The sequence below is a fragment of the Methylobacterium sp. D48H genome (assembly GCF_053345715.1).
Map to the genome: position 1 here is coordinate 13,806 of NZ_JBKFAP010000035.1, position 21,884 is coordinate 35,689.

21 protein-coding genes are annotated in these 21,884 nt (G+C 74.4%); 10 read left to right on the forward strand and 11 right to left on the reverse strand.

Annotated features, from left to right (window positions below):
• Window positions 1-7: 7 nt before the first annotated feature.
• The 3 genes from ACLBX8_RS29080 to ACLBX8_RS29090 are packed head-to-tail and all read right to left on the reverse strand — an operon-like array spanning window position 8 to window position 7,379.
• Entirely contained in the window at window positions 8-3,913 is a 3,906-nt protein-coding gene (locus ACLBX8_RS29080) for a DUF4132 domain-containing protein (protein WP_447716219.1), read from the reverse strand.
• A gap of 47 nt (window positions 3,914-3,960) precedes the next feature.
• Window positions 3,961-6,216, reverse strand: a complete 2,256-nt coding sequence (locus ACLBX8_RS29085) for a DUF5682 family protein (RefSeq protein WP_447716220.1) — start codon at window positions 6,214-6,216, stop codon at window positions 3,961-3,963.
• 53 nt (window positions 6,217-6,269) lie between these two features.
• Window positions 6,270-7,379 carry an ATP-binding protein gene (locus tag ACLBX8_RS29090; protein WP_020095097.1) on the reverse strand — a complete coding sequence of 370 codons (1,110 nt, stop codon included), beginning with the start codon at window positions 7,377-7,379 and terminating at the stop codon, window positions 6,270-6,272.
• A 614-nt stretch (window positions 7,380-7,993) separates the two neighbouring features.
• Here ACLBX8_RS29090 and ACLBX8_RS29095 point away from each other — a divergent pair.
• The 3 genes from ACLBX8_RS29095 (at window position 7,994) to ACLBX8_RS29105 (ending at window position 8,866) form a co-directional block, all read left to right on the forward strand.
• Window positions 7,994-8,275, forward strand: coding sequence for a hypothetical protein (locus tag ACLBX8_RS29095; protein WP_020095099.1), 282 nt, complete (start codon window positions 7,994-7,996; stop codon window positions 8,273-8,275).
• Between the two features lie 140 nt (window positions 8,276-8,415).
• Entirely contained in the window at window positions 8,416-8,628 is a 213-nt protein-coding gene (locus ACLBX8_RS29100; RefSeq protein ID WP_427508399.1) for a TOBE domain-containing protein, read from the forward strand.
• A gap of 94 nt (window positions 8,629-8,722) precedes the next feature.
• Window positions 8,723-8,866, forward strand: coding sequence for a hypothetical protein (locus ACLBX8_RS29105; protein ID WP_447681900.1), 144 nt, complete (start codon window positions 8,723-8,725; stop codon window positions 8,864-8,866).
• A 41-nt stretch (window positions 8,867-8,907) separates the two neighbouring features.
• Here the strand turns inward: ACLBX8_RS29105 and ACLBX8_RS29110 are convergent, their stop codons facing one another.
• From ACLBX8_RS29110 to ACLBX8_RS29130, 5 genes are all read right to left on the reverse strand, one after another.
• Complete coding sequence (locus ACLBX8_RS29110) at window positions 8,908-12,147, reverse strand: efflux RND transporter permease subunit (RefSeq protein WP_447716221.1); 3,240 nt, start codon at window positions 12,145-12,147, stop codon at window positions 8,908-8,910.
• Window positions 12,148-12,158: 11 nt separating this feature from the next.
• The gene (locus tag ACLBX8_RS29115; protein ID WP_447716222.1) at window positions 12,159-13,553 is read right to left on the reverse strand and encodes an efflux RND transporter periplasmic adaptor subunit; all 1,395 of its coding nucleotides are present in this window, start codon (window positions 13,551-13,553) and stop codon (window positions 12,159-12,161) included.
• Between the two features lie 134 nt (window positions 13,554-13,687).
• On the reverse strand, window positions 13,688-14,059 hold the full coding sequence (locus ACLBX8_RS29120; protein ID WP_447716223.1) for a hypothetical protein: 372 nt from the start codon (window positions 14,057-14,059) through the stop codon (window positions 13,688-13,690).
• A gap of 63 nt (window positions 14,060-14,122) precedes the next feature.
• Entirely contained in the window at window positions 14,123-15,163 is a 1,041-nt protein-coding gene (locus tag ACLBX8_RS29125; RefSeq protein WP_447716224.1) for an AraC-like ligand-binding domain-containing protein, read from the reverse strand.
• 254 nt (window positions 15,164-15,417) lie between these two features.
• A complete protein-coding gene (locus ACLBX8_RS29130; protein ID WP_020095106.1) occupies window positions 15,418-15,597 on the reverse strand; it encodes a hypothetical protein in 180 nt (59 codons plus the stop codon).
• 208 nt (window positions 15,598-15,805) lie between these two features.
• On the opposite strand from ACLBX8_RS29130, the gene ACLBX8_RS29135 reads away from it, so the two are divergent.
• From ACLBX8_RS29135 to ACLBX8_RS29150, 4 genes are all read left to right on the forward strand, one after another.
• Window positions 15,806-15,982, forward strand: coding sequence for a hypothetical protein (locus ACLBX8_RS29135; protein WP_020095107.1), 177 nt, complete (start codon window positions 15,806-15,808; stop codon window positions 15,980-15,982).
• Between the two features lie 36 nt (window positions 15,983-16,018).
• Complete coding sequence (locus ACLBX8_RS29140) at window positions 16,019-16,261, forward strand: hypothetical protein (RefSeq protein ID WP_056530693.1); 243 nt, start codon at window positions 16,019-16,021, stop codon at window positions 16,259-16,261.
• Between the two features lie 173 nt (window positions 16,262-16,434).
• Window positions 16,435-16,809, forward strand: a complete 375-nt coding sequence (locus ACLBX8_RS29145; protein ID WP_042671492.1) for a hypothetical protein — start codon at window positions 16,435-16,437, stop codon at window positions 16,807-16,809.
• Window positions 16,810-17,146: 337 nt separating this feature from the next.
• Window positions 17,147-17,407 carry a hypothetical protein gene (locus tag ACLBX8_RS29150; protein ID WP_447681896.1) on the forward strand — a complete coding sequence of 87 codons (261 nt, stop codon included), beginning with the start codon at window positions 17,147-17,149 and terminating at the stop codon, window positions 17,405-17,407.
• Between the two features lie 19 nt (window positions 17,408-17,426).
• Here ACLBX8_RS29150 and ACLBX8_RS29155 read toward each other — a convergent pair whose 3' ends face one another.
• Window positions 17,427-17,606 (reverse strand): hypothetical protein, encoded by a 180-nt coding sequence (locus ACLBX8_RS29155; protein ID WP_020095111.1) that lies wholly within the window; start codon window positions 17,604-17,606, stop codon window positions 17,427-17,429.
• A gap of 222 nt (window positions 17,607-17,828) precedes the next feature.
• A complete protein-coding gene (locus ACLBX8_RS29160) occupies window positions 17,829-18,311 on the reverse strand; it encodes a DUF2721 domain-containing protein (protein ID WP_020095112.1) in 483 nt (160 codons plus the stop codon).
• 1,008 nt (window positions 18,312-19,319) lie between these two features.
• Here ACLBX8_RS29160 and ACLBX8_RS29165 point away from each other — a divergent pair.
• Window positions 19,320-20,150 (forward strand): outer membrane protein, encoded by an 831-nt coding sequence (locus ACLBX8_RS29165; protein ID WP_331326820.1) that lies wholly within the window; start codon window positions 19,320-19,322, stop codon window positions 20,148-20,150.
• Between the two features lie 178 nt (window positions 20,151-20,328).
• Here ACLBX8_RS29165 and ACLBX8_RS29170 read toward each other — a convergent pair whose 3' ends face one another.
• The gene (locus ACLBX8_RS29170; protein ID WP_447681895.1) at window positions 20,329-20,910 is read right to left on the reverse strand and encodes a hypothetical protein; all 582 of its coding nucleotides are present in this window, start codon (window positions 20,908-20,910) and stop codon (window positions 20,329-20,331) included.
• Window positions 20,911-21,102: 192 nt separating this feature from the next.
• Between ACLBX8_RS29170 and ACLBX8_RS29175 the strand changes: the two genes are divergently transcribed.
• Window positions 21,103-21,318, forward strand: a complete 216-nt coding sequence (locus tag ACLBX8_RS29175) for a hypothetical protein (RefSeq protein WP_020095116.1) — start codon at window positions 21,103-21,105, stop codon at window positions 21,316-21,318.
• A gap of 41 nt (window positions 21,319-21,359) precedes the next feature.
• Window positions 21,360-21,884, forward strand: a 525-nt coding sequence (locus tag ACLBX8_RS29180; protein WP_447716225.1) for an SDR family NAD(P)-dependent oxidoreductase, incomplete at its 3' end; no start/stop codon positions are given.

Here is a 21,884-nt window from a genome sequence, read left to right on the forward strand (position 1 = left end):
CTCCCTCTCACGCGTCGCCGGCGGCGGCGAGCAGGCTCGGCGTCCGCAGGACCTCGCTCGCGGTCACCGGGTCGAGGTCGCCGAACCGGTGGGCCGCCGCGGCGCGCCAGCCGGTGTCGGACAGGGTCAGGGTCCGCAGCGTCTGGATCCCGTCGCCCTCCGGGCCGGGCCGGTGCCAGAACCCGTCCTCGAATCGGAGGACCGCGACGAGGCGGGTGCCGTCGGGCAGCGCGACCGGACGCTGCACCGCATGGACGTGCTCGCTCCCCGTGTCGGTCGACCAGCCCTGGGGCCGCAGCCCCCGCAGGCGGCGGCCGCCCACCCGGACCCCGTCGAAGCGGTGGGTCTCGGCGGCGCCCCGCTCGGCCTCGGTGAACGCGAAGGTCTCGCGGGCGATCTGCGGGAACGGCTGGGCGATCTCGTAATCGGCGAACAGGCCGCTCCAGGCGGTTCGTTCCTCCGGGTCGAGGTGCAGGGGGTGGACGAGGCCGACCACGCCCTCGGCCGCCGCGACGTCGAGGGCGAGGGCGTCGTCCGCGGCGTCGGTCGGCGAGAGATCCTCCGCGAGGCGGAAGACGTGCCCCGGCGGCGTCGCGGGCGCTGCGTCCGGGTAGAGGCCCCAGACGAGCCGCCCGGCGAGGTGGCGGATCAGCGGGTGGGCGGCGAAGAACGGCCAGAACACCCCGGGGGCGACGCGGCGCTGGGACGCCAGCATGGCCTCGAGCCGGGTGATCTGCAGGCCGGCCGCGGCCTCCGCGTCCTTGCGCAGGGCCGCCCAGTGCCGGGACGCCGCCTTGGCGGATTCGGGATCGTCCGCCTTGGTCGGGCGGGGCAGGGCGGCGAGCCGCCGGCCCTCGGCGTCGCGCAGGACGGGCTTCAGAGTCTCGTCGAAGCCGACCCGGAACCGGCGCTCCCCGAAGGACAGGTCGAGCCCGCCGCGCGCGTCGAGGCCGAGATCGGGGGAGAGCCGGTCGGCGAGGTCGACCTCGTCGAGGCCGCGGGCCTCGGCGGCGTCGACGATAGCGGCGCGGGCGGCCTCGCGCAGCTGCAGCAGCGGGCTCTTCTCGGCGATGGCGCTGAGGTTCATCAGCGCCACGTCGGTGCCGATCCCGGCGAGCACGGCGATGCCGGCCTTGCCGCGCGGCTTGAGGCCGGCCTGCCCCCAGGCGCGGATCTGCCGGGTGAGGTCGCGGGCGGCGTGGTCGCCCCCGATCAGGGCGAGCGCCTGCATCGCCCACTCTCCCGTCGCCTTGGCGCCGGCGGCGATCCAGGACTGGAACAGCGCGACCGCGAAGGCGTCGAGGCTCTCCAGCGTGCAGGCGGCGCGGACCTGCGCGACGCCCGCGTAGGGCGCGAGCGGGTCGGAGAAGGCGAGCATCTCGCACAGGGCGGTGACGGCGGCGTCGGGCAGGGCGCCGCCGCTCCGCAGGACCGGGCGGGGCAGGGCGGCGGGGACCACCCAGTCGGGGAGCTTCGGCGGCTTGGACGGCACCTGCTCCAGCGGGTCGCTGTCGACGCCGGCGGCCACCGCCCCGGGCACGCCGGGATCCCGCTCCGCGTAGGCCGCGACGGCGGCGTCGAGGGCGGCGCGCCCCGCGGGCTCGGCGGCGAGGAAGCGCAGGGCCGCGTCGGCCGCGTCGCGGTCCGGGCCGGCGGCCCCGAGGGTCTCGGGCAGGAGCCGCAGCGCGGCGGTGCGGGGATGGGCGCGCAGCCACGCGGCCGCGGCCGGCCGCAGCTTGCGGGTGCGGTGGAAGGCCCGGGCGGCGACCGGGGCGAGGTCGGCGGCGTCCACCGGCTCGACCTCCGGCAGGAGCTGCGCCGGATCCGCCGCGACGAGGCGGACGAGGCCGGGCACGGCCCGCGCGCCGAAGCGCGACAGCATCACCGCGATGGTGCGCCGCCACGCGACGTAGTGGGCGCGCTGCGGCCCGGTCTTCTCCCACAGCATCAGCGCCAGGGGCTCGGGCTGCCACCCGACCATCCGGAACCAGGGCCCGTAGTTGAAGTAGAAGAAGCCGGTGAACGCGTCGCGGTCCAGGTCGAGCCGGCGGTCGAGCCAGGCCAGGGCGGTGGCCGGATCCGCGTCGGCGGCGGGCACGGGCTCGGCCGGCGGCGGGATCGGCATGTCGTAGAGGGCCTCCGCCTCGGTAGCGCGGATCCGCGCCGCGAGGTCCGTCATGGACTCCACCAGCGTCCCGGCCTCGAAGTAGAAGGTGCTGCGGTCGAGGGCCTCGTCGGGGTCGAAGCCGTGCGCGAAGGGCGTCGGGATCGGCGCCACCGCCCGTTCCGACCGGGCGCGCGCGGTCCCGCGCCGCCGCCAGGGCGGGTCCCGGAGCACCGGGGGCAGGGCCTCCGGCGCCGCCTGCGGCGCGCTTCCGGCGGCGAGCAGCCGGTCCAGGCGCCCCGCGCCCCGGCCGCCCTCGGCCGCCGCCCAGGCGCGGGCGGTCTCGTGCCCGTGGCGCGCGGCGAGGGTCACGGCCCTGGGGCCGTAGGCGGGCTCCCCCTTGCCCTGGAGCGCGCGCAGATAGGCCCGCAGCATCCAGTCGGGGAAGGCCGCGTCGGCGGCGTCGAGGGCGTCGCGGACCAGCTTGGTGCCCACGAAGGGCAGGAGCGCGTCGAGGGCGTCGGCGGCGCGGGTCTCCAGCAGGGCCCGGGCGACGATCGTGCGCTCGGGGCCGACCGCCCCCTCCAGGAGCCAGACGAGGCCGGGGGTGGCCGGCTCGCCGGCCGCGTCGGCGACGGCGATCACCGTCGCGGCGGCCTCCTCGGCCCCGACATCGCAGGTCGCCAGCGTCGCCCGGTGATACGGCGCGGCGTACCAGGGCGCGGCCTGCGCGGGCGGCAGGTCGACGATCAACGGCAGGGCGACGTGGGAATTGCCGTAGGCCTTGGGATCGGGCGGGTCGCAGCGCGCCAGCACCGCGCGGGCGGAGAGGGCGTGGTCGGCGCCGGGCCGGTCGTCCGCGAAGATCACCGCGAGCCAGCGGGCGAGGGTGGGCTCCGGGTCCGAAGCGGCGAGCCGGAGGGCCGCGTCCAGGGCCTCCGCGTACGCCGCCTCGGGGGCGGCGACCAGGGCCGCCCGGAGACCCAAGGTGGTGGGGATGTCCCAGGCCGAGACCGGGAGCGAGCCGTAGCGGCCGGAGGGACGGGGCCGCAGCCGGTCGAGCAGGGCCACGAGCGTCCCCCCGGTGCCGGAGCGGGCCACGAGCCAGCGGGCGAGATGCGTGAACGCCGCCCGGGCCGCCGGCCCCTGCGGTCCGGGCTTGGCGCCCCAGGGGCGCTGGCTCAGCGCCGGGCAGGCCGCCTCGAGTTGCTCCAGCCAGGCGCGGACCTCGTCCGGGTCGAGGGCCGGCGGCGCGCTGTCGAGCCGAGCGGCGAGGGCCTCGGCCGGCGCGCGCGCCTCGTCCGAGGCGGCCTCCAGCAGCGGGCGGATCCGCGCCGCGAAGGCGGCCCAGTCGGCGGCGGCGTCGAGGGGCGCGCCGGGCCGGCTGCGGGTGGGCAGGGGCGTACCGGTGAAGATCGGGACGCAGCGCGCCTCCGCGCCGGCGGCGGGGGCGGGCGACGTCCCGGCGGCCCCGGTCTCGGCGGCCCCGGTCTCGGCGGACCGGGCCTCGGCGACCTGAGCTTCGGCCGCCGGGGATGCGGCGGCGTTGCCCGTCGCCGCGGCGCCCGCTCCGGAGGCCGGATCTGGTCCGGCCGGCGCGGCCTCACCCGCCGGGCGATAGCCCTTGCCGGTCTTCTCCCGCACCAGCCGGTCGAGTTCGACCTGGGCCGCCTGCGCGCTCGGAAAGCTCTTCGTCTTGGACTGCCCCTGCGTGCCGATCCGGCCGAATCTCACGATGAGAACGCTGTCCTCGGCTCCGGCCTCCCAGAACTTCGCCGATGTTCCCGCCGTCAGCTCGTAACGCTGCATGCAGTCCTCTCCCCGTGGCGCGGCGGTAAAATTTTCCTTGTCGCGGCTCAGGTCAACCCGTGGCGGGCGAGCCGCGCGGCGACCCGCGCCTCGCGGGCCAGGGCCTCGGCCTGATCGGCCGGGCGGGCGCGCTGGCGCATCCAGGCCAGGGCCTCGACCTCGGCCCGGGCCTCGCCGAGGCCGCTCCGGCGCAGGATCGCGACGGCGATGCGCTCGCGCTCCCGGGGCGGGAACCACGCGAAGGCCATCCGCAGGGACGGCAGCGCGCGCAGGAAGTCGTCGTCGCCCCAGGCGGCCACCAGCCCCTCGACGGAGGCGAGGGTCGCGTCGGCGGCGATCTCCTCGCGGGCGAGGGCGAACAGGCCGGCGAGGAAGTCGCCGAGCGTCGCGGGCAGGCCGAAGCGGCGCAGCCAGGCCAGGGCGGCCTCCGGGTCCGATCCGGCCGCGCCGCAGGCGACCCGGAAGCCGAGCGCCGCCCCCGCGAGGGCCGGCGGCGTCTCCGGATCGGCGAGGCGGCGGCCGAGCATGGCGGAGAACGGTGCGCGCAGGTCGTCGAGGCCCGGAATCTCCGCGCCGACCTCGCGGAACAGGTCGCGGCAGGCGAGGACCAGCGGGATGGCGCCGAGCCCGGCGCGCGGGTCCCGGACGGCCTCGACGACGAAGAGCGCCCGGGCCGCCAGGACGGCGCAGAGGCGGGCCAGGGCCGGCCGCGCCGGCGCGAAGGCGTCGCCGAACCGGTACAGCCGCACGATCCCGGCCCCGGCGGCGCCCAGGGCGGCGGCGTCGTGCGCCGCCGCGATGCCCGCGCTCAGGCGGGCGAGCAGTTCGCCCTCCAGGGTGAGGCCGGCGAACAGCGCGTCGGACAGGGCCCCGGCGAGGATTTCGAGGGAATCGGGCGCCGCCTCGACCCGGGCGGTGATCCGGGCGGAGGCGGCCATCTCCAGGGTCCCGCCCCAGAGCGAGGCCTCGATCAGGGCGCCGAGCCAGTGCGGGTGGCGCGCGAGCGTGAAGCGCTCCCGCGGCAGGCCGGGCCCGGCGCGGTCCGGGCCCTCGCGGGCGATCCCCGGCAATCCGAGCAGGACCAGCCGGTGGAGCAGGTGCGCCCGCGCCCGGTCACCGGGCTCGGCCCAGTCGAGGTCGACGCTGCGGCGGGCCGGCCCCGGCTCCAGGTCGGCGGCGCGCAGGCGCTCGGCGACGTCGGCCACGAGGGGCGGCTGCCGGGTGCCGGGGGCGAGGCGTCCCTCGCGCGGGCCGGTGAGCGCCCGCAGCATCGCGGCGAGCGCTGGGTGGCCGGGCGCGGCGCGGCCGGCCGCCCAGGCGGGCGGGCGGTCGAGGGCATCCTTCACCAGGGCCGCGAGGGCCGCGTCGATCAGGTCGGCGCGCAGGATCGCGGGATGGGCGCGCAGCCGGGCGAGGGCCTCGGCGTGGACCCGCCAGGCGACGCGGTCGGCGGTGGAGACGACCTGCCCGGCCTCGCGCAGGGCCGCGGTGATCGCCGTCATCGCCCAGTCGGCCGCGGGGGCGAGGCCCGCTTCGGCCACGCGCTCGTAGTAGCCCGGTGCCGGCATGCCGGCCGCGTAGCCCGAGAACCGGTCGAGCCGGGGATAGGCGTAGGGCACCACGTAGCTGCCGGTGCGCAGGTCCGGCTCCGGCGGCGCCGGCTCGGGCCGGGTCCCGTCCGCGCGCGCGGCGTGGCGCCGGACGGCGTCCGCGTGCCAGCCGCCGCAGACGAGGACGACCGGCCGGCCGCCGGCCGCCCGCAGGGCGTGGGCCGCGTAGGCGCCCATGAAGCGCTCGCGGGCCTCCTCGGCGGGATCGTCCGTGCCGGGCGGGCGCAGCAGGGCGAAGTAGCGGTCGAGCCGGGCCGGCAGCTCCGCCTCGGGCGCCGCCTCGGCGAGGACGTCCCAGAGGGCGTCCTGGTCGGCGACGCCGAGGGCGGCGGCCAGCGCCCGCTCGGCCGCCTCGGCGCGGGCCCCGTGCGGGTCGGCGTAGCGGTTGGCGCGGCGCCCGAAGGCCGGGTCCCAGGCCGGCAGGTCGCAGAACAGCGTCTCGGCACCCACCGCCCGGCCCGCCTCCAGGGCCTGCCATTCCGGCGAGAAGGCGCAGAACGGCGTGTAGGAGGCGGCGCTGCCTGCCGCGTCGGCCCGGAACGAGAAGATCGCCACCGGCAGGTCGTGGCCGAGGGCGAGGTCGGGCAGGTGCGGGTTGAAGTCGACCGGCCCCTCGATCAGCACGCAGGCCGGCCGCAGCGCCGCGATCGTGCGCCGGACGAGCCCGGCGCAGGCCGGGGAATGGTGGCGCACGCCGATGACGGTCAGGCGGCCGGGATCCGGCGCGGGACCACTCGTTGCGGGGTTCATTGCGGGGTGAGGAGGTGCCGCGCCGCGTAGAACTCCCGCCACGCCGCGCCGGAGCGGCGGCTGACGCGCTGGTCGAGGTAGCGGCGCAGGCGGGCGAGGTCCTCGGCGTCGTCCTTGGCGGCGGTGCCGGCGAGGCAGGCGACGATGTCCTCCGGCCGGCCGGCATCGCCGCGCAGGAAATGGCCCTTCACGCCGATGGCGTGGGCGACGCTGACCGCCTCCGCGGTGCTCATCACGGACGAGAGCCGCTCCATGCCGGTGCCCTCGGTGTCCACGGCTTCGCGCAGCTCCCGGAAGCAGGTCACGAGGAGTTCGAGCACCTCCGGATCCGGGGCGCGGGGCACGCCGGAGCGGGCCAGCAGGGCGGTGGCCTCGCGCTGCACCAGGGCGAGCTCGGCGTCGAGATCGGCGATCGGGAAGACAGTCTCGAAGCCGAACCGGCGCTTGAGGGCCGCCGACATCTCGTTGACACCCCGGTCGCGGGTATTGGCCGTGGCGATCAGGTTGAACCCCTCCCGGGCGTAGACCATCCCGTCCGCGCCGGTGAGTTCGGGCACCGCGAGCACCCGGTCGGACAGGACCGAGAGCAGGCTGTCCTGCACCTCCAGCGGGCAGCGGGTCAGCTCCTCGAAGCGGACGATCCGCCCCTCGCTGAGGCCGGTATGGAGGGCGCCCGGCACCAGGGCGCGCGGGCTCGGCCCCTCGGCGACGAGCAGCGCGTAGTTCCAGCCGTAGCGGATCTGGTCCTCGGTCAGCGACGCGCCGCCCTGGATCGTCAGGGTCGAGCGCCCGCTGATCGCGGCGGCGAGGAGTTCCGAGAGCAGGCTCTTGGCGGTCCCGGGCTCGCCGATCAGCAGCAGGGCGCGGGAGGTCGCCAGGGTGACCATGGCCCGCTCCACGAGCGCTGGGGCGCAGACCACCTTGGCGGGCGTCGCGCCGTCGCCGCAGATGAAGCGTCGGACGGCCTGGAGCGAGAGCTGCCAGCCCGGCGGCCGCGGCGCCGGATCCTCGGCGCGCAGGCGCGCGAGTTCCGCGGCGTGGACGTCCTCGGCCGGGGGTCTCTGACGCGCCTCGCGATCACCGCCCGCCCGCACCGCCTTCGCCATGCACCCGTCCCCTGCCGTCGCGCCGACCCTGTCGGCGACTCCTGCGATCGGCAGAGCATGCCCCGGCACGCGCGGGTTTCTCAAGCGTCTCCGCGCATCTCCAAGCATCGGCCACCCGGCCGGGGATCCGGCACTGCCCGGGGCGCGGCGGATCGGGCGTAGTCCCGAAGAAAGCCTACATCGACACCAAGCACAGCATCAGGATCGCGATCTCGAAGACGATCCAGCTGCCGAAGACGACGACCAGCTCCCAATCGGTTCTCTCTCTGGTCTTGGCCAAAGCGTACATGTTCGACCTCCTCGCGGAGCCCGATAGGCCGCAAGCGAATTCAGTCACCACGATGGAATGCAACGCGTCCGAATATTCAAACAGATTCTGCCGCGGATTGCAATTGTGCCCAGCGGCTCAACTCCGTACATAAATCAATACATTGCCTCGCGGAACGGGCTCGCGCCCCGTCTTCGATGCAGAAATATCGCATCGCAGCAAGTATTGTCCCGCAACCCCGGCGCCCGCGCCGGTCCGGTCGCGGCGGCGTGAACGGGATCCGTCCGGCCGCGTTGCCCCGGTACGTCCGGAGAGGCGGCCTGGGGAAGCGCTTGAGGATTCGCACATGAAGACGCTGATCAGCCTGACCGTCGCCGGCCTCCTGGCGACAGGCGCGGCCGCCACGGCCGCGGAGAATACCGGGACCCGCATGCAGGGTTCGCCCAACGCGGCCGGCTACACGGGCCAGGGCGCGACGGGCAAAGGCGAGACGACGGGCACGACGACCGGATCTCCGGGCTCGGAGATGCCGAAGCAGGACGGCCGGATGAAGGGGCCGCCGAACGCGGCCGGATTCCAGCCCGGCGGCAGCGATGGCGGCTCGGCCGGAGCCTCCGGCCGTCGCTGATCCGGTCCTGCCCCGGGCCGCTCCGCGGCGGTTTCCCGGAGGCTTCCCGATCGCGGTCCCGGCGTCGTGATTGATGCCGGGGCCCCGGCCGCGATAGGCCTCGATGGCGGCCGAACCGGCTGCGCAACCCGGAAGCTCCCATGAAACACGGCGCGCGCAACGACATCCCCGCCACGGTGACGGCGATCAAGCGCGGGGACGTGATGGCCCAGGTCGAGGTGGAACTGGTCGGCACCGCCTACCGCATGGCCTCGGTCATGACGGTCGACTCGCTGGAGGAGCTGGGCCTCGAGGAAGGCGACACCGTCCACGTGCTCGCCAAGGCGGTGAACGTGCTGCTGGTGAAGCCGTAGCGGCCTGCGCGGCCGGCATACCGCCGTCATCCCGTCGTCATCGGGCAGGCCTAGGGCGGCGCCTCCCGCCCACCCGACCGGCTGCGCCCACCCGATGGATTGGTTCGACCTGCCCGAAGACCCCCAGCCGCCGTCGGCCGCCGACGCGAGCCGGATGCGGCTCTACATCACCGTGGGGCTGATCGGCATCGGGGCCCTCGGGATGGTCGGCGGGATGCTGCACATCCTCCCCGCCTGACCTTCCGCCTCAGGGCCGCCGCGGCCGAGGCGGGGGAGCCGTCAGGCGGCGCGATCCGCCACCGGCTCCGCCGTGGGCGCGGCGCGCTCGGCCGGACCGGCGCGCCCGAACCGCGCGTAGAGCGCCGGCAGCACCACTAGGGTCAGCAGGGTCGCGCTGATCAGGCCGCCGATCACCACGGTCGCCAGCGGCCGCTGTACCTCGGCCCCGGTGCCGGTGGCGAGCGCCATCGGCACGAAACCCAGGGAGGCGACCAGCGCGGTCATCGCCACCGGCCGCAGCCGGGTGAGGGCGCCCTCGCGGATCGCCGCCCGCAGCGGCCGGCCCGCGGCGACGAGCTGCTTGATGAAGGTCAGCATCACGAGGCCGTTGAGCACCGCCACCCCCGAGAGCGCGATGAACCCGACCGCGGCCGGCACCGACAGCGGCATCCCCCGCAGCCACAGGGCCGCGATGCCGCCGGTGAGCGCCAGCGGCACCGCGCTGAACACCAGGAGCGCGTCCCGCGCGCTGCCGAGCGCCGAGGTGAGCAGCAGGAAGATCAGGAAGAAGCACACCGGCACCACCACGGTGAGCCGCGCCTGAGCCGAGGCGAGGTTCTCGAACTGGCCGCCCCAGGTGACGTACGAGCCCGCCGGCAGGGTCACCTGCGCGGCGACCTTCGCCTGCGCCTCCGCCACCAGCGAGCCGATGTCGCGCCCGCGGACATTGGCGGTGACCACGACCCGGCGCCGGCCGTTCTCGCGGCTGATCTGGTTCGGCCCCTCGCTCACCGAGAACTGCGCCACCTGCCGCAGGAGCACGGAGGCGGCCTTGCCGTTCGCGCCCGGGGGCAGGGGGACCGGCAGGTTCTCCAGGGCCTCCCGGTCCTCGCGGACCTGATCGGTCAGGCGCACGACGATCGGCACGCGCCGGTCGCCCTCGAACACGACCCCGGCGTCCCGGCCGCCCATGGCGGCGCCGATCACGTCCTGGATCGCCCCGGTGCTGAGGCCGAGCCGGGCCGCCTCGGTCCGGTCGATCTTGATCTCGAAGACCGGCAGGCCGGTGATCTGCTCGACCTTCACGTCGTCGGCGCCCGGGATCCCGCGCAGGATCGCGGCGATCCTGTTGGCGGTCTCCAGCATCGGCTCGAAGGCGTCGCCGAACACCTTCACGGCGAGGTCGCCCCGCGTCCCGGCGAGCAGCTCGTTGAAGCGCAGCTGGATCGGCTGGGAAAACTCGTAGACGTTGCCGGCGAGCTCGCCCAAGGACGCCTCGATCCGCTCCTGCAGCTCGGCCTTCGACAGGCCCGGGTCGGGCCAGTCCGCCTGCGGCTTGAGCATCACGAAGGTGTCGGAGGAGTTCGGCGGCATCGGGTCGGTGGCGACCTCGGCGGTGCCGGTCTTCGAGAACACGTAGGCGACCTGCGGGAACTTGGCGATCGCCCGCTCCACCTTGAGCTGCATCGCCTGCGACTGGGTGAGGGAGGTGGACGGGATCCGCGTGGCGTTGAGGGCGATGCTCTTCTCGTCGAGCTGCGGGATGAACTCGGTCCCAAGCCGGGTGGCGAGCAGCCCTGCGCCCGCGAGGAGGAGCAGCGCCGCCCCGACGAACGGGGCGGGCGCCCGGATCGCCGCCGCGAGGACGGGCCGGTAGAGCGCCTTCAGGCCCCGGACGAGGGGGTTCTCGGCCTCGGTGACCCGGCCGGTCAGCGCGATGGCGATCAGGGCCGGCACGAAGGTCAGCGACAGCACGAAGGCCGCCGCCAGGGCGAGGATGACGGTCAGCGCCATCGGCTGGAACATCTTGCCCTCGACCCCCGTGAAGGTCAGGAGCGGGACGTAGACCAGGATGATGATCGCCTGCCCGTAGAGGGACGGCGCGATCATCTCCTCGGCCGAGTCCCGCACCGTCTCGAGGCGCTCCTCCAGCACGAGTGGCCGCCCGAGGGCGTGCTGCCGCTCGGCGAGGTGGCGCAGCGCGTTCTCGGTGATGATCACCGCCCCGTCGACGATGAGCCCGAAATCCAGCGCCCCGAGGCTCATCAGGTTCGCCGAGATCCTCCCCTCGACCATGCCGGTCACGGTCATCAGCATGGCGGCCGGGATGACCAGCGCGGCGATCAGCGCCGCCCGGATGTTGCCGAGCAGCAGGAACAGGACGACGATCACGAGGGCCGCGCCCTCGGCGAGGTTCCTGCCCACCGTGCGGATCGTGGCCTCGACGAGCTGCGTCCGGTCGAGGACGCTCTGGACGACGATGCCGGGGGGCAGGGCCCGCCGGATCTGGTCCATGCGGGCGTCGACGGCGGCCGCCACCGTGCGGCTGTTCTCGCCGATCCGCATCAGGGCGGTGCCGATGACGGTCTCCTGCCCGTTCTCGCTCGCCGAGCCGGTGCGCAGGTCGCGCCCGATCCGCACCGTGGCGACGTCGCGGATCCGCACCGGCACGCCGCCGCGGCTCGCCACGACGACGTCGGCGATCGCCTCCGGGCTCTCCAGGCGGCCGGCGGCGCGCACGACGTAGCTCTCGCCGTTATCCTCCAGGTAGCGGGCGCCCTGGTTGGCGTTGTTGGCCTGGAGCGCGCGGGCGACGTCCGCGAAGGACAGGTCGAGGGCGGTGAGCTTCGTGGGGTCCGGCTGGACGTGGTACTGCTTCTCGAAGCCGCCGATCCCGTCGACGCCGGCGACGCCCGGGACGGACTTGATCTGCGGCCGCACGATCCAGTCCTGCACCGTGCGCAGGTAGGCGACCTGCTCCAGCTCCGTCCTGAGCACCTGCCCCTCCGGGGTCCGGTAGCTCCCGTCCGGCTGCCAGCCCGGCCGGCCCGCCGGCACGGCCGCGCGCTCAGGCAGCGGCGCGTACTGGACCGACCACATGTAGATCTCGCCGAGGCCCGTGGAGATCGGGCCCATCCGCGGCTCGACCCCCGACGGCAGGTCCTCCCGCACCTGGGCGATGCGCTCGGCGACCTGCTGGCGGGCGAAGTAGATGTCGAGGGACTCGGCGAAGACCGCGGTGATCTGCGAGAAGCCGTTGCGCGAGAGCGAGCGGGTGTACTCGAGGCCCTTGATGCCGGCGAGCGCCGTCTCGACCGGGTAGGTGACCTGCCGCTCGACGTCGGCCGGCGACAGGGACGGGGCCAGGGTGTTGATCTGGACCTGGTTGTTGGTGATGTCGGGCACGGCGTCGATGGGCAGCCGCGTGAGCGCGGCGGCGCCGAAGGCCGAGGCCAGCAGCACGAGGAGCAGCACCAGCCAGCGCTGGCGGACCGAGACGGCGAGGATGCGGCTGATCATCGTCCGTCTCCTCAGTGGGCGTGGCCGGCGTCGGCCTTGCCGAGCTCGGCCTTCAGCAGGAACGCGTTGCCGACCGCGATCTCGGCGCCGGGCTCGAGCCCGGCGGTGACCTCGTAGGCCTCGTCGTCGGAGCGGCCGAGGGTGACCGGCCGCTTCTCGAACCCCTCGGCCGTGCGCGCGAAGACGACGCTCCGGCCCTCGACGGTCTGGACCGCCGCCTTGGGGATCCGGACCGGGACCGCGTCCTGCGCGATCTCGACCTCGGCGGTCACGAAGGTGCCGGGCCGCCACGCGAAGTCGGGGTTCGGCAGGGCGACCACCACCCGGGCCGAGCGCGTGTCGGGGTTGAGGAAGGGGCTGACGAAGATCACGCGGCCCTCCGCCCGGCGCTTCGTCTCGCCTGTCCGGCCGGGCGTGACCGTCACGCGGGCGCCTTCCCGCACCTGGGCGAGGTCGACGGTCGGCACCGACAGCTCGATCCAGACCGTGGAGAGGTCCGCCACCGTGTAGAGGTCGGCCGGATCGCCCTCCTTGCCGACCGCCGTGCCGACATCGACCTTGCGCTCGACGATGCGGCCGGCGAGGGGCGACCGCAGGGGGTAGCGGCGCAGGGTCGACTGGTTCGGGGTGGCCTCGTCGCGCTTCTGGGCGGCCGCCACCTCGGCGGCGTCGAGGCCGAGCGCCGACAGCTTCTGGCGGGCGAGGTCGACCCGGAGCCGGTTCTCCAGATAGGCGGCCCGGGCGGTCTCGAACGCGGCCTCGGAGGCGCTGCGCGAGGCGAGCAGCTTCTGCTGGCGCTCGAAGTTGATCGTCTGCAGCTCGGCCTGGACCTGGGCGGTGAGGTACTCGCTCTTGGCGTCGGCGACCTCGCGGCTGTCGAGGATGGCGACGACCTCGTTCGCCTGCACGGCGTCGCCGAGGCGCTTGCGCATCTCCGCCACGGTCCCGACCACCCGGGCCGGGACCCGGGCGATCCGGTCGGTGTCGGGCGTGATCGTGCCGGGGACGAGGAGGTGGCGCGCCAGCGTGCCGCCCTCCACTCTGCGCGTGACGATGTCCTGGCCGGCGACCTGATCGGGCCGCATCCGGATCGTGCCCGCCTCGTGAGGCTCGTCGGCGCCGTGCGCGTCGCCGTGCTCGTTGCCGTGCGCGTGGTCGTGCGCGTGGTCGTGGTCGTGGCCGGCGTGATCGTCGCCCGCGTGCGGGTCGGGCGCGGCTTTGGGCCGGTCCGGTGCGGCCGCCGCGTAGCGCTGATCGTGGTCGTCGGCCGGGGCTCGGGCGAGCCCGGCGTACGCGAGGGTCTGCCGGAGACGGTCGGGCAGGGTCGGGACGGCGGGGGCGCCGCCGAGGGCGAAGCCGGCGGCCAGGAGTGCCGCGGCGGCGGCCACGGACAGGATAATGCGCATGGGGAAGCTGCTCGGCCGGGAGGGCGGGGTGCCGCACGCGGCGGTCCCGGAGGGTCCCGTTCAGGTGTCGCGTGGGGGTGAACCCGGAGCCGGTTCGGCATCCGGGCGGTGCGCCGCCCGCGGGCGGCGTCAGCTCACGCGCGCGGAGGCCGCGGCAGGCGGTCGGGACTGACGGAGGGGCGGCCCTGGGCGAGGGCGCCCGGCAGCACCCGGCCCGGAACAGCCGGGGGCGCGATCTCGGTGGCCTCCAGGCGGGCCGCCTGATGGCAGCCGCAATGGAGGTGCTCCGAGACGCCGGGATCGACGGTCGCGGGCGCCGCCGGCGCGTCGAGGGCCGGGCCCTGGCCCCGGTCGTGGTGGCCGCCGGCGTGGAAGGCGAGATCCGCCGCGAGGCCGACGCCCGGAGCGGCGACGGTCAGCGCCAGGACGAGCGCGAGCGCGCGGGCGGCGAGCGCCCACCAGCCCCGCGCCCCGGCCGGGCGCCTATGCCGAACCCCGAAGGTCATCGCGGCCCTTATGATCCATCCGAGGCCGGGGGCACAAGGTCCGGGGTGCCGGTCCCGGACCCCTCAGGCCGCCAGCTTGAGGACCCACTGGTAGAAGTCGGCCCAGGTCTCGGCCTGGGCCGGCGGCTCCGCGGCCGGGGACCGGTCGGTCTCGGCCGCGGCCCGGTCGCGGACGTCCCGGGGGGCGCAGCCGAACTCCGCGCGGAAGGCCTGGGTGAAATGCGCGGGGCTCTCGAAGCGCCAGCGATACGCCACCTCGGAGATGCGGGCGAAGCGCCCGTCGCCGGTGGCGAGGTCGCGGTAGGCGCGGGCGAGCCGGCGCTGCCGGACATAGCCGGAGACCCCCCCGAGGGGGACGAACAGCCGGTAGAGGGCGCTCCGCGAGACGCCGAACCGCCGCCCGATCGTCTCGGCGGACAGGTCCGCGGAGGCCAGTTCGGCCTCGATGAAGCGCCGGATCGCGACAAGCAGAGGCGCCCGCTCGGGCGGCTGTGTGCCCCCTCCGTCCTCCGGCAGGCCCAGGGTCGCCGCGCCGAGCAGCGCGGCCGTGGCCTCGGCCGCCGCCGCGGCCTCCGGCTCCGAGAACCCGGTCGCGTGCGCGCTCAGGGAGTGCAGGTGGTCGCTGAGCATCCGGCCGAACGGGGTCGCGCCCCGGATCACCGAGCCGTGCAGGGCGTCGAGGCCGCTCTGCCGGGATCCGAAGAGCGGGCGCGGCAGCACCACCGTGATGGCCTCGTAGTCCGTGGAGGCGGCGGAGAGCGGCTGCGACAGGTCAAACAGGCAGATGTCGCCGGGGGCGCAGTCCCGCTCCCGGCCGCCGATCGTGACCCGGGACTGCCCGGAGACGCGCATGTGGGCGACGATGTGGTCGACGCCCATCCGGGCGGTCAGGGCCCGCGCGCGCACGAACCGGAGCCCGGAGGCGCGGGCGCTGCAGACGATCGCGGTGCCGAGGTGACGGACCCGGGACTGCCCGCGGAAATCGGGCAGGTCCTCCCGGCGGATCGTGAAATCCCAGAACGGCGCGACGGCGTCGCGCCAGTCGTCGGCCTGACGATGACCCGGGCTCTCGCCCCTGAGCTGCAGGATCGGTTTCGGTCGCATCGCCCGTGTTAGTCCTGACCGAGCGCGGCCCGGTCACGCCGACAATATGGCGATTCTGTCTGCCCAGAAAAGTGGCACTCCGTTCCAATCACCGGACTCCGCGCCCTGCCCCGTCCCGGCGCGGTCAGCGAGAGTGCGGCGAGAGGCCGGCAAGGGGCCGTGAAACAGAACGTCCCGCAGGCCGGGTGGCCGCGGGACGGTGAGTTGCACGGTTGTGAGGATCGAGGGCTTCGACCCTTATGGTTAACCCGTGGTTACCGGCCGCTCGGGGCCGCGCCGCTGCCGGTGGCGCCGTTGCCGGTGCTGTTGTCACCCGCGGGGGCGCCGGGAGACGAGGTGTTGCCGTTGGGCGTGCTCTGCGCGGCGGCCATCCCGGCGCTGCCGGCAACGAGGGCGAGGGCGAGCAGGGCGGACTGAACGGTGCGGCTGGTCATGGCTCTCCTTGGATCCCGAGCGGGGTCTCGACGCGGGTCGTCGCCGTGCCGGCTTGTGCCGGCGTCGGCTGGAGAACCGCACCCCGGCGGCGCCCGTTCCCGCCGGGGCCGGGCCGGCGCGAATCGGCCGCAGCGCGCCCGCCACGGTTCGTCGGGAACACCCGCGAGTCCCCCCGGCTTGTCCGAGGGTCGAGACCGGGAGCGTGGCGTGAAGGTGTTCCGGATCATGCAGGCGGCGACGGGCGCGATTCTCTGGAGCGGCGCGGCGCTCGATCCGATGGCCGCCCTCGACGCGATGGCGCGCGCCGCTGGCTTCCGCGACCGCACGCGGATCCCGAACCACCTGCGGGCCGGCGGCCTCCACGTCGAGGAACTGCAGGCCTGATCCCGCCGCGCCGGCGGACGAGTCCGGAGGGAGACCATGACCAAGCTGTTCATCGCGCAGGTGCGCGACGCGGGCGGCGAGCGGCCGCTCGTGACGGTCCGGGCCGAGGCCGAGGGCGAGGCGCGCCTGTTCCTGGCGGCCGCCTATCCGGACGCCGAGATCGCCCACGTCGCCGAGCCCGGCGACTGGACGAGCGACGCCGATACCGGATCCCGGGCCGGTGACATCCGCGAGCATCCCGGCGTCGCGTGGCAGGCCCCGTCCAGCCTGGCGGACTGAGGCGCGTCCGCCGGGCCGCGGTGCCCGTCCCGGCCGCCGGGGCCGGTGCGTACCGGGAGAACCTGAGGAGAACTTGGAGAGAACCTGGGAATAGCCTGGGGAGAATCCGGCGATGCCGACAATTCAAGCGATCCCGTTCACGCGTCCCTAGGGCTCCGCACCGACGGTGGTGCATGCGTTCCGCCGATCCGACACCGCGCCTGTTCGCGGCCGCGGCCGCCCTCACCGGCACCGGGATCCTGATGTGCCGGACCGAGCCGTCCTGGGACGGGATCCTGATCGGCCTGTTCTGCCTCGGGCTCTGGGCCCTCGGCACCTTCGGCACCCTCGCGGCACGGCCTGGCCGACCGGTGCGTTCCGCGCCGCGGATGCGGCCCATCGTGCTGGAGGCGGTCGTTGTCGAGACGCCCCGGTTCCCGCCGGAGCTGCTGCCCGCGCCCCGGCCCCCCGCGGCCCGGGACCGTGCCCTGGCGGGCCCCTCCCGCCTGCCGGAGCTCCCGTCGCACCGGCAGCGCGTGGTCGAGCGCTACACCCGCAGGCGCGGTTGAGCGCGGCGAGGTGGCCGACCACACCGCGAGCGCGTCGCGCCGGCCGACCGGCGCGACGCGCTCGTGGGCGATCCGGAGACGATCCCGGACGCCGACGACGCGGTGGGCGAGGCGGCCTGACGGAGCCAGGGCGGCGTCCGACCGCCGGGCGATGCCCGTCCGCGCGGGATGTTGGGGGCGAGCGCGAGAGGCACCGCGCGGGATCGCCCGCGGGCCGGACCGATCTGGTATGGATCGCGCTCGACGCGTCGTACCGAGAGAGGCCGTCGCCCGGGATCCTTGCGCCACGCCCGTTCCGGCGGCGCGCGGGTCCCGTGACCGGACGGGAGATCGCCACATGGCCACGCCCGAGACCCAGGCGCCCTACCGGCTGCAGTGTATGATCCACCGGGAAAGCGCCGGCGGCATCATCATCCACGACGAGCAGATTCCCGGGCCCCTCGTGGAGGCGGCGGTCGCCGCCGCCAAGGCCCGCTTCGCGGAGCTGCGCGCCGGCCGCGCGGGCTCGGCGGCCCTGCAGGATTCCGCCGGGCGGGTGGTCTGGTCGGCCCGGCAGGACGCCGCGACGCCCGGCACCGGGGGATCGGCAGCCCGGTAGGCTTCGGACCGACGCGCCGTCAGGTGAGGTGGCGCGGCTCCAGATCGATCACGGGGCCGCCCACGTCGAAGAACTCGTCCTCGTACGGGAGCGCCTCGTCCAGCTCCTCGGCCTCGCGCCGCCCGAACGGGATGACCGCGGACAGGATCCCGAGGCAGAGCGCGCCGGCAACGAAGGCAATCAGGATCGCGATGCTCATGACGGAACACTCGGGCGTCGCCGGCGGCGGAGTCGGGCCACCGCGAGACTAAGGCCCGGCTCGCGCACGCCGCAACCGAAATCACCGCCCGTTCGCTCCGGATCGCCCAGCCCGCACGGCGGGCGCGGCCGCAGCGCGCGGCACGGGCTCGCCCCGCGATCTCCGGAAGACCGGGAGGCCGCCCCCGGTCGCGGAGCGCGTCCGGGCGATCCGGGACGGGCCTCACCGCGGCGTCGAAACCTGATCCTGCTGCCGGTCGACCGCGTCGCGGACGCCGCGGCCGGCCATGAGGATCTCGGTCATGAACGCCGCGATCGCCGCCACGGTGCAGACCAGCGCCGCTCCGAAGCAGGCGAACAGGACGGACGCGGTCGCCGCGTCGCGCAGCGCGCCGACGAACAGCGTGAGCACGGCCAGACCGATCAGGCCGCCCGCCAGCGAGGCCAGGACCACCGCCACGTCCAGCACGAAGGAGCGCCGCCGCAGGAAGGTCAGCCGGCGGGCGAGGCGGCCGGCCTCGGCTTCCGTCGCCCGGGCGGCCTCCGCCGAGAGGCTGTCGACCTTGTCGGAGATCCGGCCGAGGCGGGTCGAGAACACGTTGAGCAGCGTCGCCAGCGCCGACAGCAGGAAGGCGGGCGCGAGCGCCACCTGGATGATGTGGGCGATGCTGTCGGGCTCGGTCGCGCTGAGGGAGAAGCCGAACATCGGCGGACTACGCGGGCGGGCGCGTCGCGCCCCGCCTCCGCCGGCCGCCGGGACGGACGGCGGCGCGGCTCCGGACCGGGCGGATCACCACAGGAGCCCCTCCGCCTGCAGCCCGGCCACGAGCAGGCACAGCGCCGAGAGGAACGCCACCGCGAGATACGGGGCCGGCGTGTCAGTCATCGAGGCCTCCCGGCCGGCGCGGGGCCGACATCCCCGATCCCGGTCCGGGCCCGGAGGGCCGGCATCGAAGGCAGCGCGACGAGGTGCATGCGCGTCTCCTGAAATCTCCACCGACGACGAGGCCGGCAGATAGGGCCTGCGGCGCGCCGGAAAAGCCGCGGCCGCCGCGCCGCCCCGGCGCGGCGGCGCCTTCTCCACAGGCCGGGAGACCGGCGCCGCGACGCCGCCGATCCCCGCGAGATCTGCCGGTTCCGAGGAGATCGATCCGGCCGCGGCCGCGCGCCAAGACCCGGGGATGCGCGATCAAGACTCGGGCCAGTCGGGCGGCCGGTTTCATCTGTGCAGATCCGTGGCCGGACGCGCGAGTGGTGCCCGCACAGAGGCGCGATGGCGTCCGAAAGCCCCGCGATACGGGACGGGATCGCGCGAGATCTGCGGCGCCGCCCGCACCCGCGCGCCCGGGGATGCGCGGGCACCACCCGTAAATTAATGTTAACCGCTCGCGGGATCGCGATCGGGCTTGCGGGCCGCCGACCGGTAGGATTTATTAAACCTCGAAGCTTCCTGGTTGGTCCTGGGAACGTTCACCGACAAACTGAAGCCCCGTCCGCTCGAGCGCGACGGGGCATTTTGTTTCTGGAAACATTCGGATACCGAAGTTCTTCTCGGGCTAGACCAGTCGATTTCGCGATGTGCTCCAGCGCACCCGGCTGTTTCGGGGTCAAAGACCCGATTCCGAGCTGTTGCAGCGATGCACTATCGCCCCGGCACGTCCTGGCGTTCTGTCCGCCCCGCACACATCCCGCCTAACGGGAGACAGAGGACCAGATGATCAAGAAGCTTCTGCTCGCGAGCGCCGCCACGGCTCTCCTGACCGGCGCCGCCTCGGCCGCCGATCTTCCGCGCCGCGCCGCCCCGCCGCCGGTGTTCACCCCCGTCCCGGTCTTCACCTGGACCGGCGCCTACTTCGGTATCAACGCCGGCTACGCCTTCGACGCCAGCAGCAACAACACCAACAGCTTCGGCGTGCCCGCCCCCTACGGCAACGGCACCACCGCCTTCTTCAGCCAGCGCAACCAGGAAGGCTTCACCGGCGGTGGCCAGGTTGGCTACAACTTCCAGTTCACCCCGGGCTCCGGCATCGTCGTCGGTGTCGAGGCCGACGCCCAGTACCTCGACTTCGGCCGCAGCCGGAACAACGCCTTCCTCGTCGGTCCGCTGGCCCCCGGCTACTACGTCACCGACCCGCGCGGCCTCTCCAGCCTCGACTTCTTCGGCACCGTCCGCGGCCGCCTCGGCTACGCCTTCGACCGCGTCCTCGTGTACGGCACCGGCGGCTTCGCCTACGGCTCGGGCAGCGCCGACCGCTCCTTCGGCGGCTTCGCCGGCAACGACAGCTTCCGCACCGGCTACGCGGTCGGCGGCGGCATCGAGTACGCTCTGCCCACCGACTCGTTCCTGAACTTCTTCCGTTCGAACGCCGTGACGCTCAAGGTCGAAGGCCTGTACGTCAACCTCGACCGCAACACCCGCAACCAGGGTGCGTTCGTCATCAACGCCGCCAACAACTTCCCGGTGGTGTACAACAACATCGGCCGCCGCGACGACGAGTTCGCCGTCATCCGCGCCGGCCTGAACTACAAGTTCGGCTCGTACTAAGATCCACCCGCGCGCCGTCCCGACCACCGGGACGGCGCGCGGGCCTCTGGACAGGCCGCATCCCCTCTCGACCTGAGCATCCCCAGCCCGATCAAACTGGCCGCTTGAGCCGAGGAGCGTCCCGGGAGCCATTCCCGGGACGTCTTGCGTCGGGGGCGAGGGCCCGCCGCGGCGCGCCTCAGGCGTGGACCGCGTGCTCCAGCTGCGCCTTCGACATCCGCGACCGGCCGGGCACGTTCTGCGCCCGGGCCTTGCGCATCAGCGCGGCCTTGGTCGTTTCCGTCTTGCGGGACGCCTTGGCGGCAGACTTGCCGGTTGTCTTGCCTGACGTCTTGCCTTTTGCGGACGCCTTGGTGGACTTGCCGTCCTCGCGCGCCGCGGCGGCCTTCTCGGCGGCGGCCTTCGGCTGCTTCGAGAACTGCTTGCCCTTCCGGGTATCGGCGCGCTTCTTGGCCGTGCTGGCGGCGTATTCCGTGTCGGTCAGGCTCTCGCGGGCCTTCTTGGGCAGGTAGCGCTCGCCGGTCTTGCCGCTCTCTTTGCCAGACTTCGTGCCCCACTCCTCGTCGGTCCATTGCTGGAGATGGTTGTCGGCCGACTTCTTGCCGGCGTAGCCGCCGCCCTCTTTCTTGTATTCGGCGGTCGCGATCTGCGCCTTGCGCGCCGACCATTGGCCGGGCTTCCCGCCCTTCTCGGACTTCGTGACCTGCGTCTTGACCTTGTCCCAGAGTTTCGGGTCGGTCTTCTTGGCGGTTCCTGACATCGGCGCCTCGTGAAAAAGATTTGGCAGACAACACGGGCCCCGCGGCCGTGTTCCTGCGGCGCGTTCGCCCGACCCGCACCCTCCCGCATCTCCACCCGCGCAGCGTCCGCCGTCGCGGCCGGGGCCGCCGGATACGCCGGCCGCCTGACGGGTTGGCCCTCAGGGGATCAGGCCCATCGCGAGTGATGCAGCATGGCGGACACGCCGGACGACACCCAGGCCGAGCGGATGCCGCACGGCGAGCCGGAGCGCGCGGGCCTGGCCGACAGCCCCCGCGACACCGCAACCGGCACGGTCAGGCCGCAGGACGGCCCGATGGAGCGGGCCGGCACCGAGAAGGAGGAGGCGCGCCAGGGCGGGACCAGCCTCGGCGCGGAGCGCGACCGGCCGGGCGGAGGCCGGGGCTGAGCGCCGCCATCGAGACAGCACGCGAGAGAGGAAAACGCAGTATGCAGATCCGGCACAAGCCCCTGCGCGAGCAGGTGATCGTCATCACCGGCGCCTCCAGCGGGATCGGCCTCGCCACGGCCCGGGCGGCCGCCCGCCGCGGCGCCCGCGTCGTGCTGGCGGCCCGGAACGGCGCCGCCCTCGACGACATCGTCCGCGACATCCAGGAGCGCGGCGGCGAGGCCCGGGCCGTCGTGACCGACGTGTCCCGCCGCGAGGATGTCGAGGCGCTGGCTGCAGAGACCGTGCGCGCCTACGGCGGCTTCGACACCTGGGTCAACAATGCCGGTCTCTCGATCTTCGGCCGCCTCGAGGAGGTTTCGGACGAAGACCATCGCCGGCTGTTCGACGTCAATTTCTGGGGGATCGTCTACGGCTCGACGGTGGCGCTGCAGCACCTGAAGCAGATGGGGTGGATGGCTCCCGCTCCGACTGACGGCATCTCGATGCCAAGATGTGGTTGCTGTCAAAGCAGCAGCCACGCTCATGCAGGAGCCATCCCCATGGAGATCACCACCGTCGGCATC

Bases quoted from the DNA above. Each gene is read 5' to 3' on its own strand.
- ACLBX8_RS29080 (WP_447716219.1), bottom strand. From the start codon at position 3,913: ATGCAGCGTTACGAGCTGACGGCGGGAACATCGGCGAAGTTCTGGGAG.
- ACLBX8_RS29090 (WP_020095097.1), bottom strand. From the start codon at position 7,379: ATGGCGAAGGCGGTGCGGGCGGGCGGTGATCGCGAGGCGCGTCAGAGA.
- ACLBX8_RS29095 (WP_020095099.1), top strand. From the start codon at position 7,994: ATGAAGACGCTGATCAGCCTGACCGTCGCCGGCCTCCTGGCGACAGGC.
- ACLBX8_RS29100 (WP_427508399.1), top strand. From the start codon at position 8,416: ATGAAACACGGCGCGCGCAACGACATCCCCGCCACGGTGACGGCGATC.
- ACLBX8_RS29105 (WP_447681900.1), top strand. From the start codon at position 8,723: ATGGATTGGTTCGACCTGCCCGAAGACCCCCAGCCGCCGTCGGCCGCC.
- ACLBX8_RS29110 (WP_447716221.1), bottom strand. From the start codon at position 12,147: ATGATCAGCCGCATCCTCGCCGTCTCGGTCCGCCAGCGCTGGCTGGTG.
- ACLBX8_RS29115 (WP_447716222.1), bottom strand. From the start codon at position 13,553: ATGCGCATTATCCTGTCCGTGGCCGCCGCCGCGGCACTCCTGGCCGCC.
- ACLBX8_RS29120 (WP_447716223.1), bottom strand. From the start codon at position 14,059: ATGACCTTCGGGGTTCGGCATAGGCGCCCGGCCGGGGCGCGGGGCTGG.
- ACLBX8_RS29125 (WP_447716224.1), bottom strand. From the start codon at position 15,163: ATGCGACCGAAACCGATCCTGCAGCTCAGGGGCGAGAGCCCGGGTCAT.
- ACLBX8_RS29130 (WP_020095106.1), bottom strand. From the start codon at position 15,597: ATGACCAGCCGCACCGTTCAGTCCGCCCTGCTCGCCCTCGCCCTCGTT.
- ACLBX8_RS29140 (WP_056530693.1), top strand. From the start codon at position 16,019: ATGACCAAGCTGTTCATCGCGCAGGTGCGCGACGCGGGCGGCGAGCGG.
- ACLBX8_RS29145 (WP_042671492.1), top strand. From the start codon at position 16,435: ATGCGTTCCGCCGATCCGACACCGCGCCTGTTCGCGGCCGCGGCCGCC.
- ACLBX8_RS29150 (WP_447681896.1), top strand. From the start codon at position 17,147: ATGGCCACGCCCGAGACCCAGGCGCCCTACCGGCTGCAGTGTATGATC.
- ACLBX8_RS29155 (WP_020095111.1), bottom strand. From the start codon at position 17,606: ATGAGCATCGCGATCCTGATTGCCTTCGTTGCCGGCGCGCTCTGCCTC.
- ACLBX8_RS29160 (WP_020095112.1), bottom strand. From the start codon at position 18,311: ATGTTCGGCTTCTCCCTCAGCGCGACCGAGCCCGACAGCATCGCCCAC.
- ACLBX8_RS29165 (WP_331326820.1), top strand. From the start codon at position 19,320: ATGATCAAGAAGCTTCTGCTCGCGAGCGCCGCCACGGCTCTCCTGACC.
- ACLBX8_RS29170 (WP_447681895.1), bottom strand. From the start codon at position 20,910: ATGTCAGGAACCGCCAAGAAGACCGACCCGAAACTCTGGGACAAGGTC.
- ACLBX8_RS29175 (WP_020095116.1), top strand. From the start codon at position 21,103: ATGGCGGACACGCCGGACGACACCCAGGCCGAGCGGATGCCGCACGGC.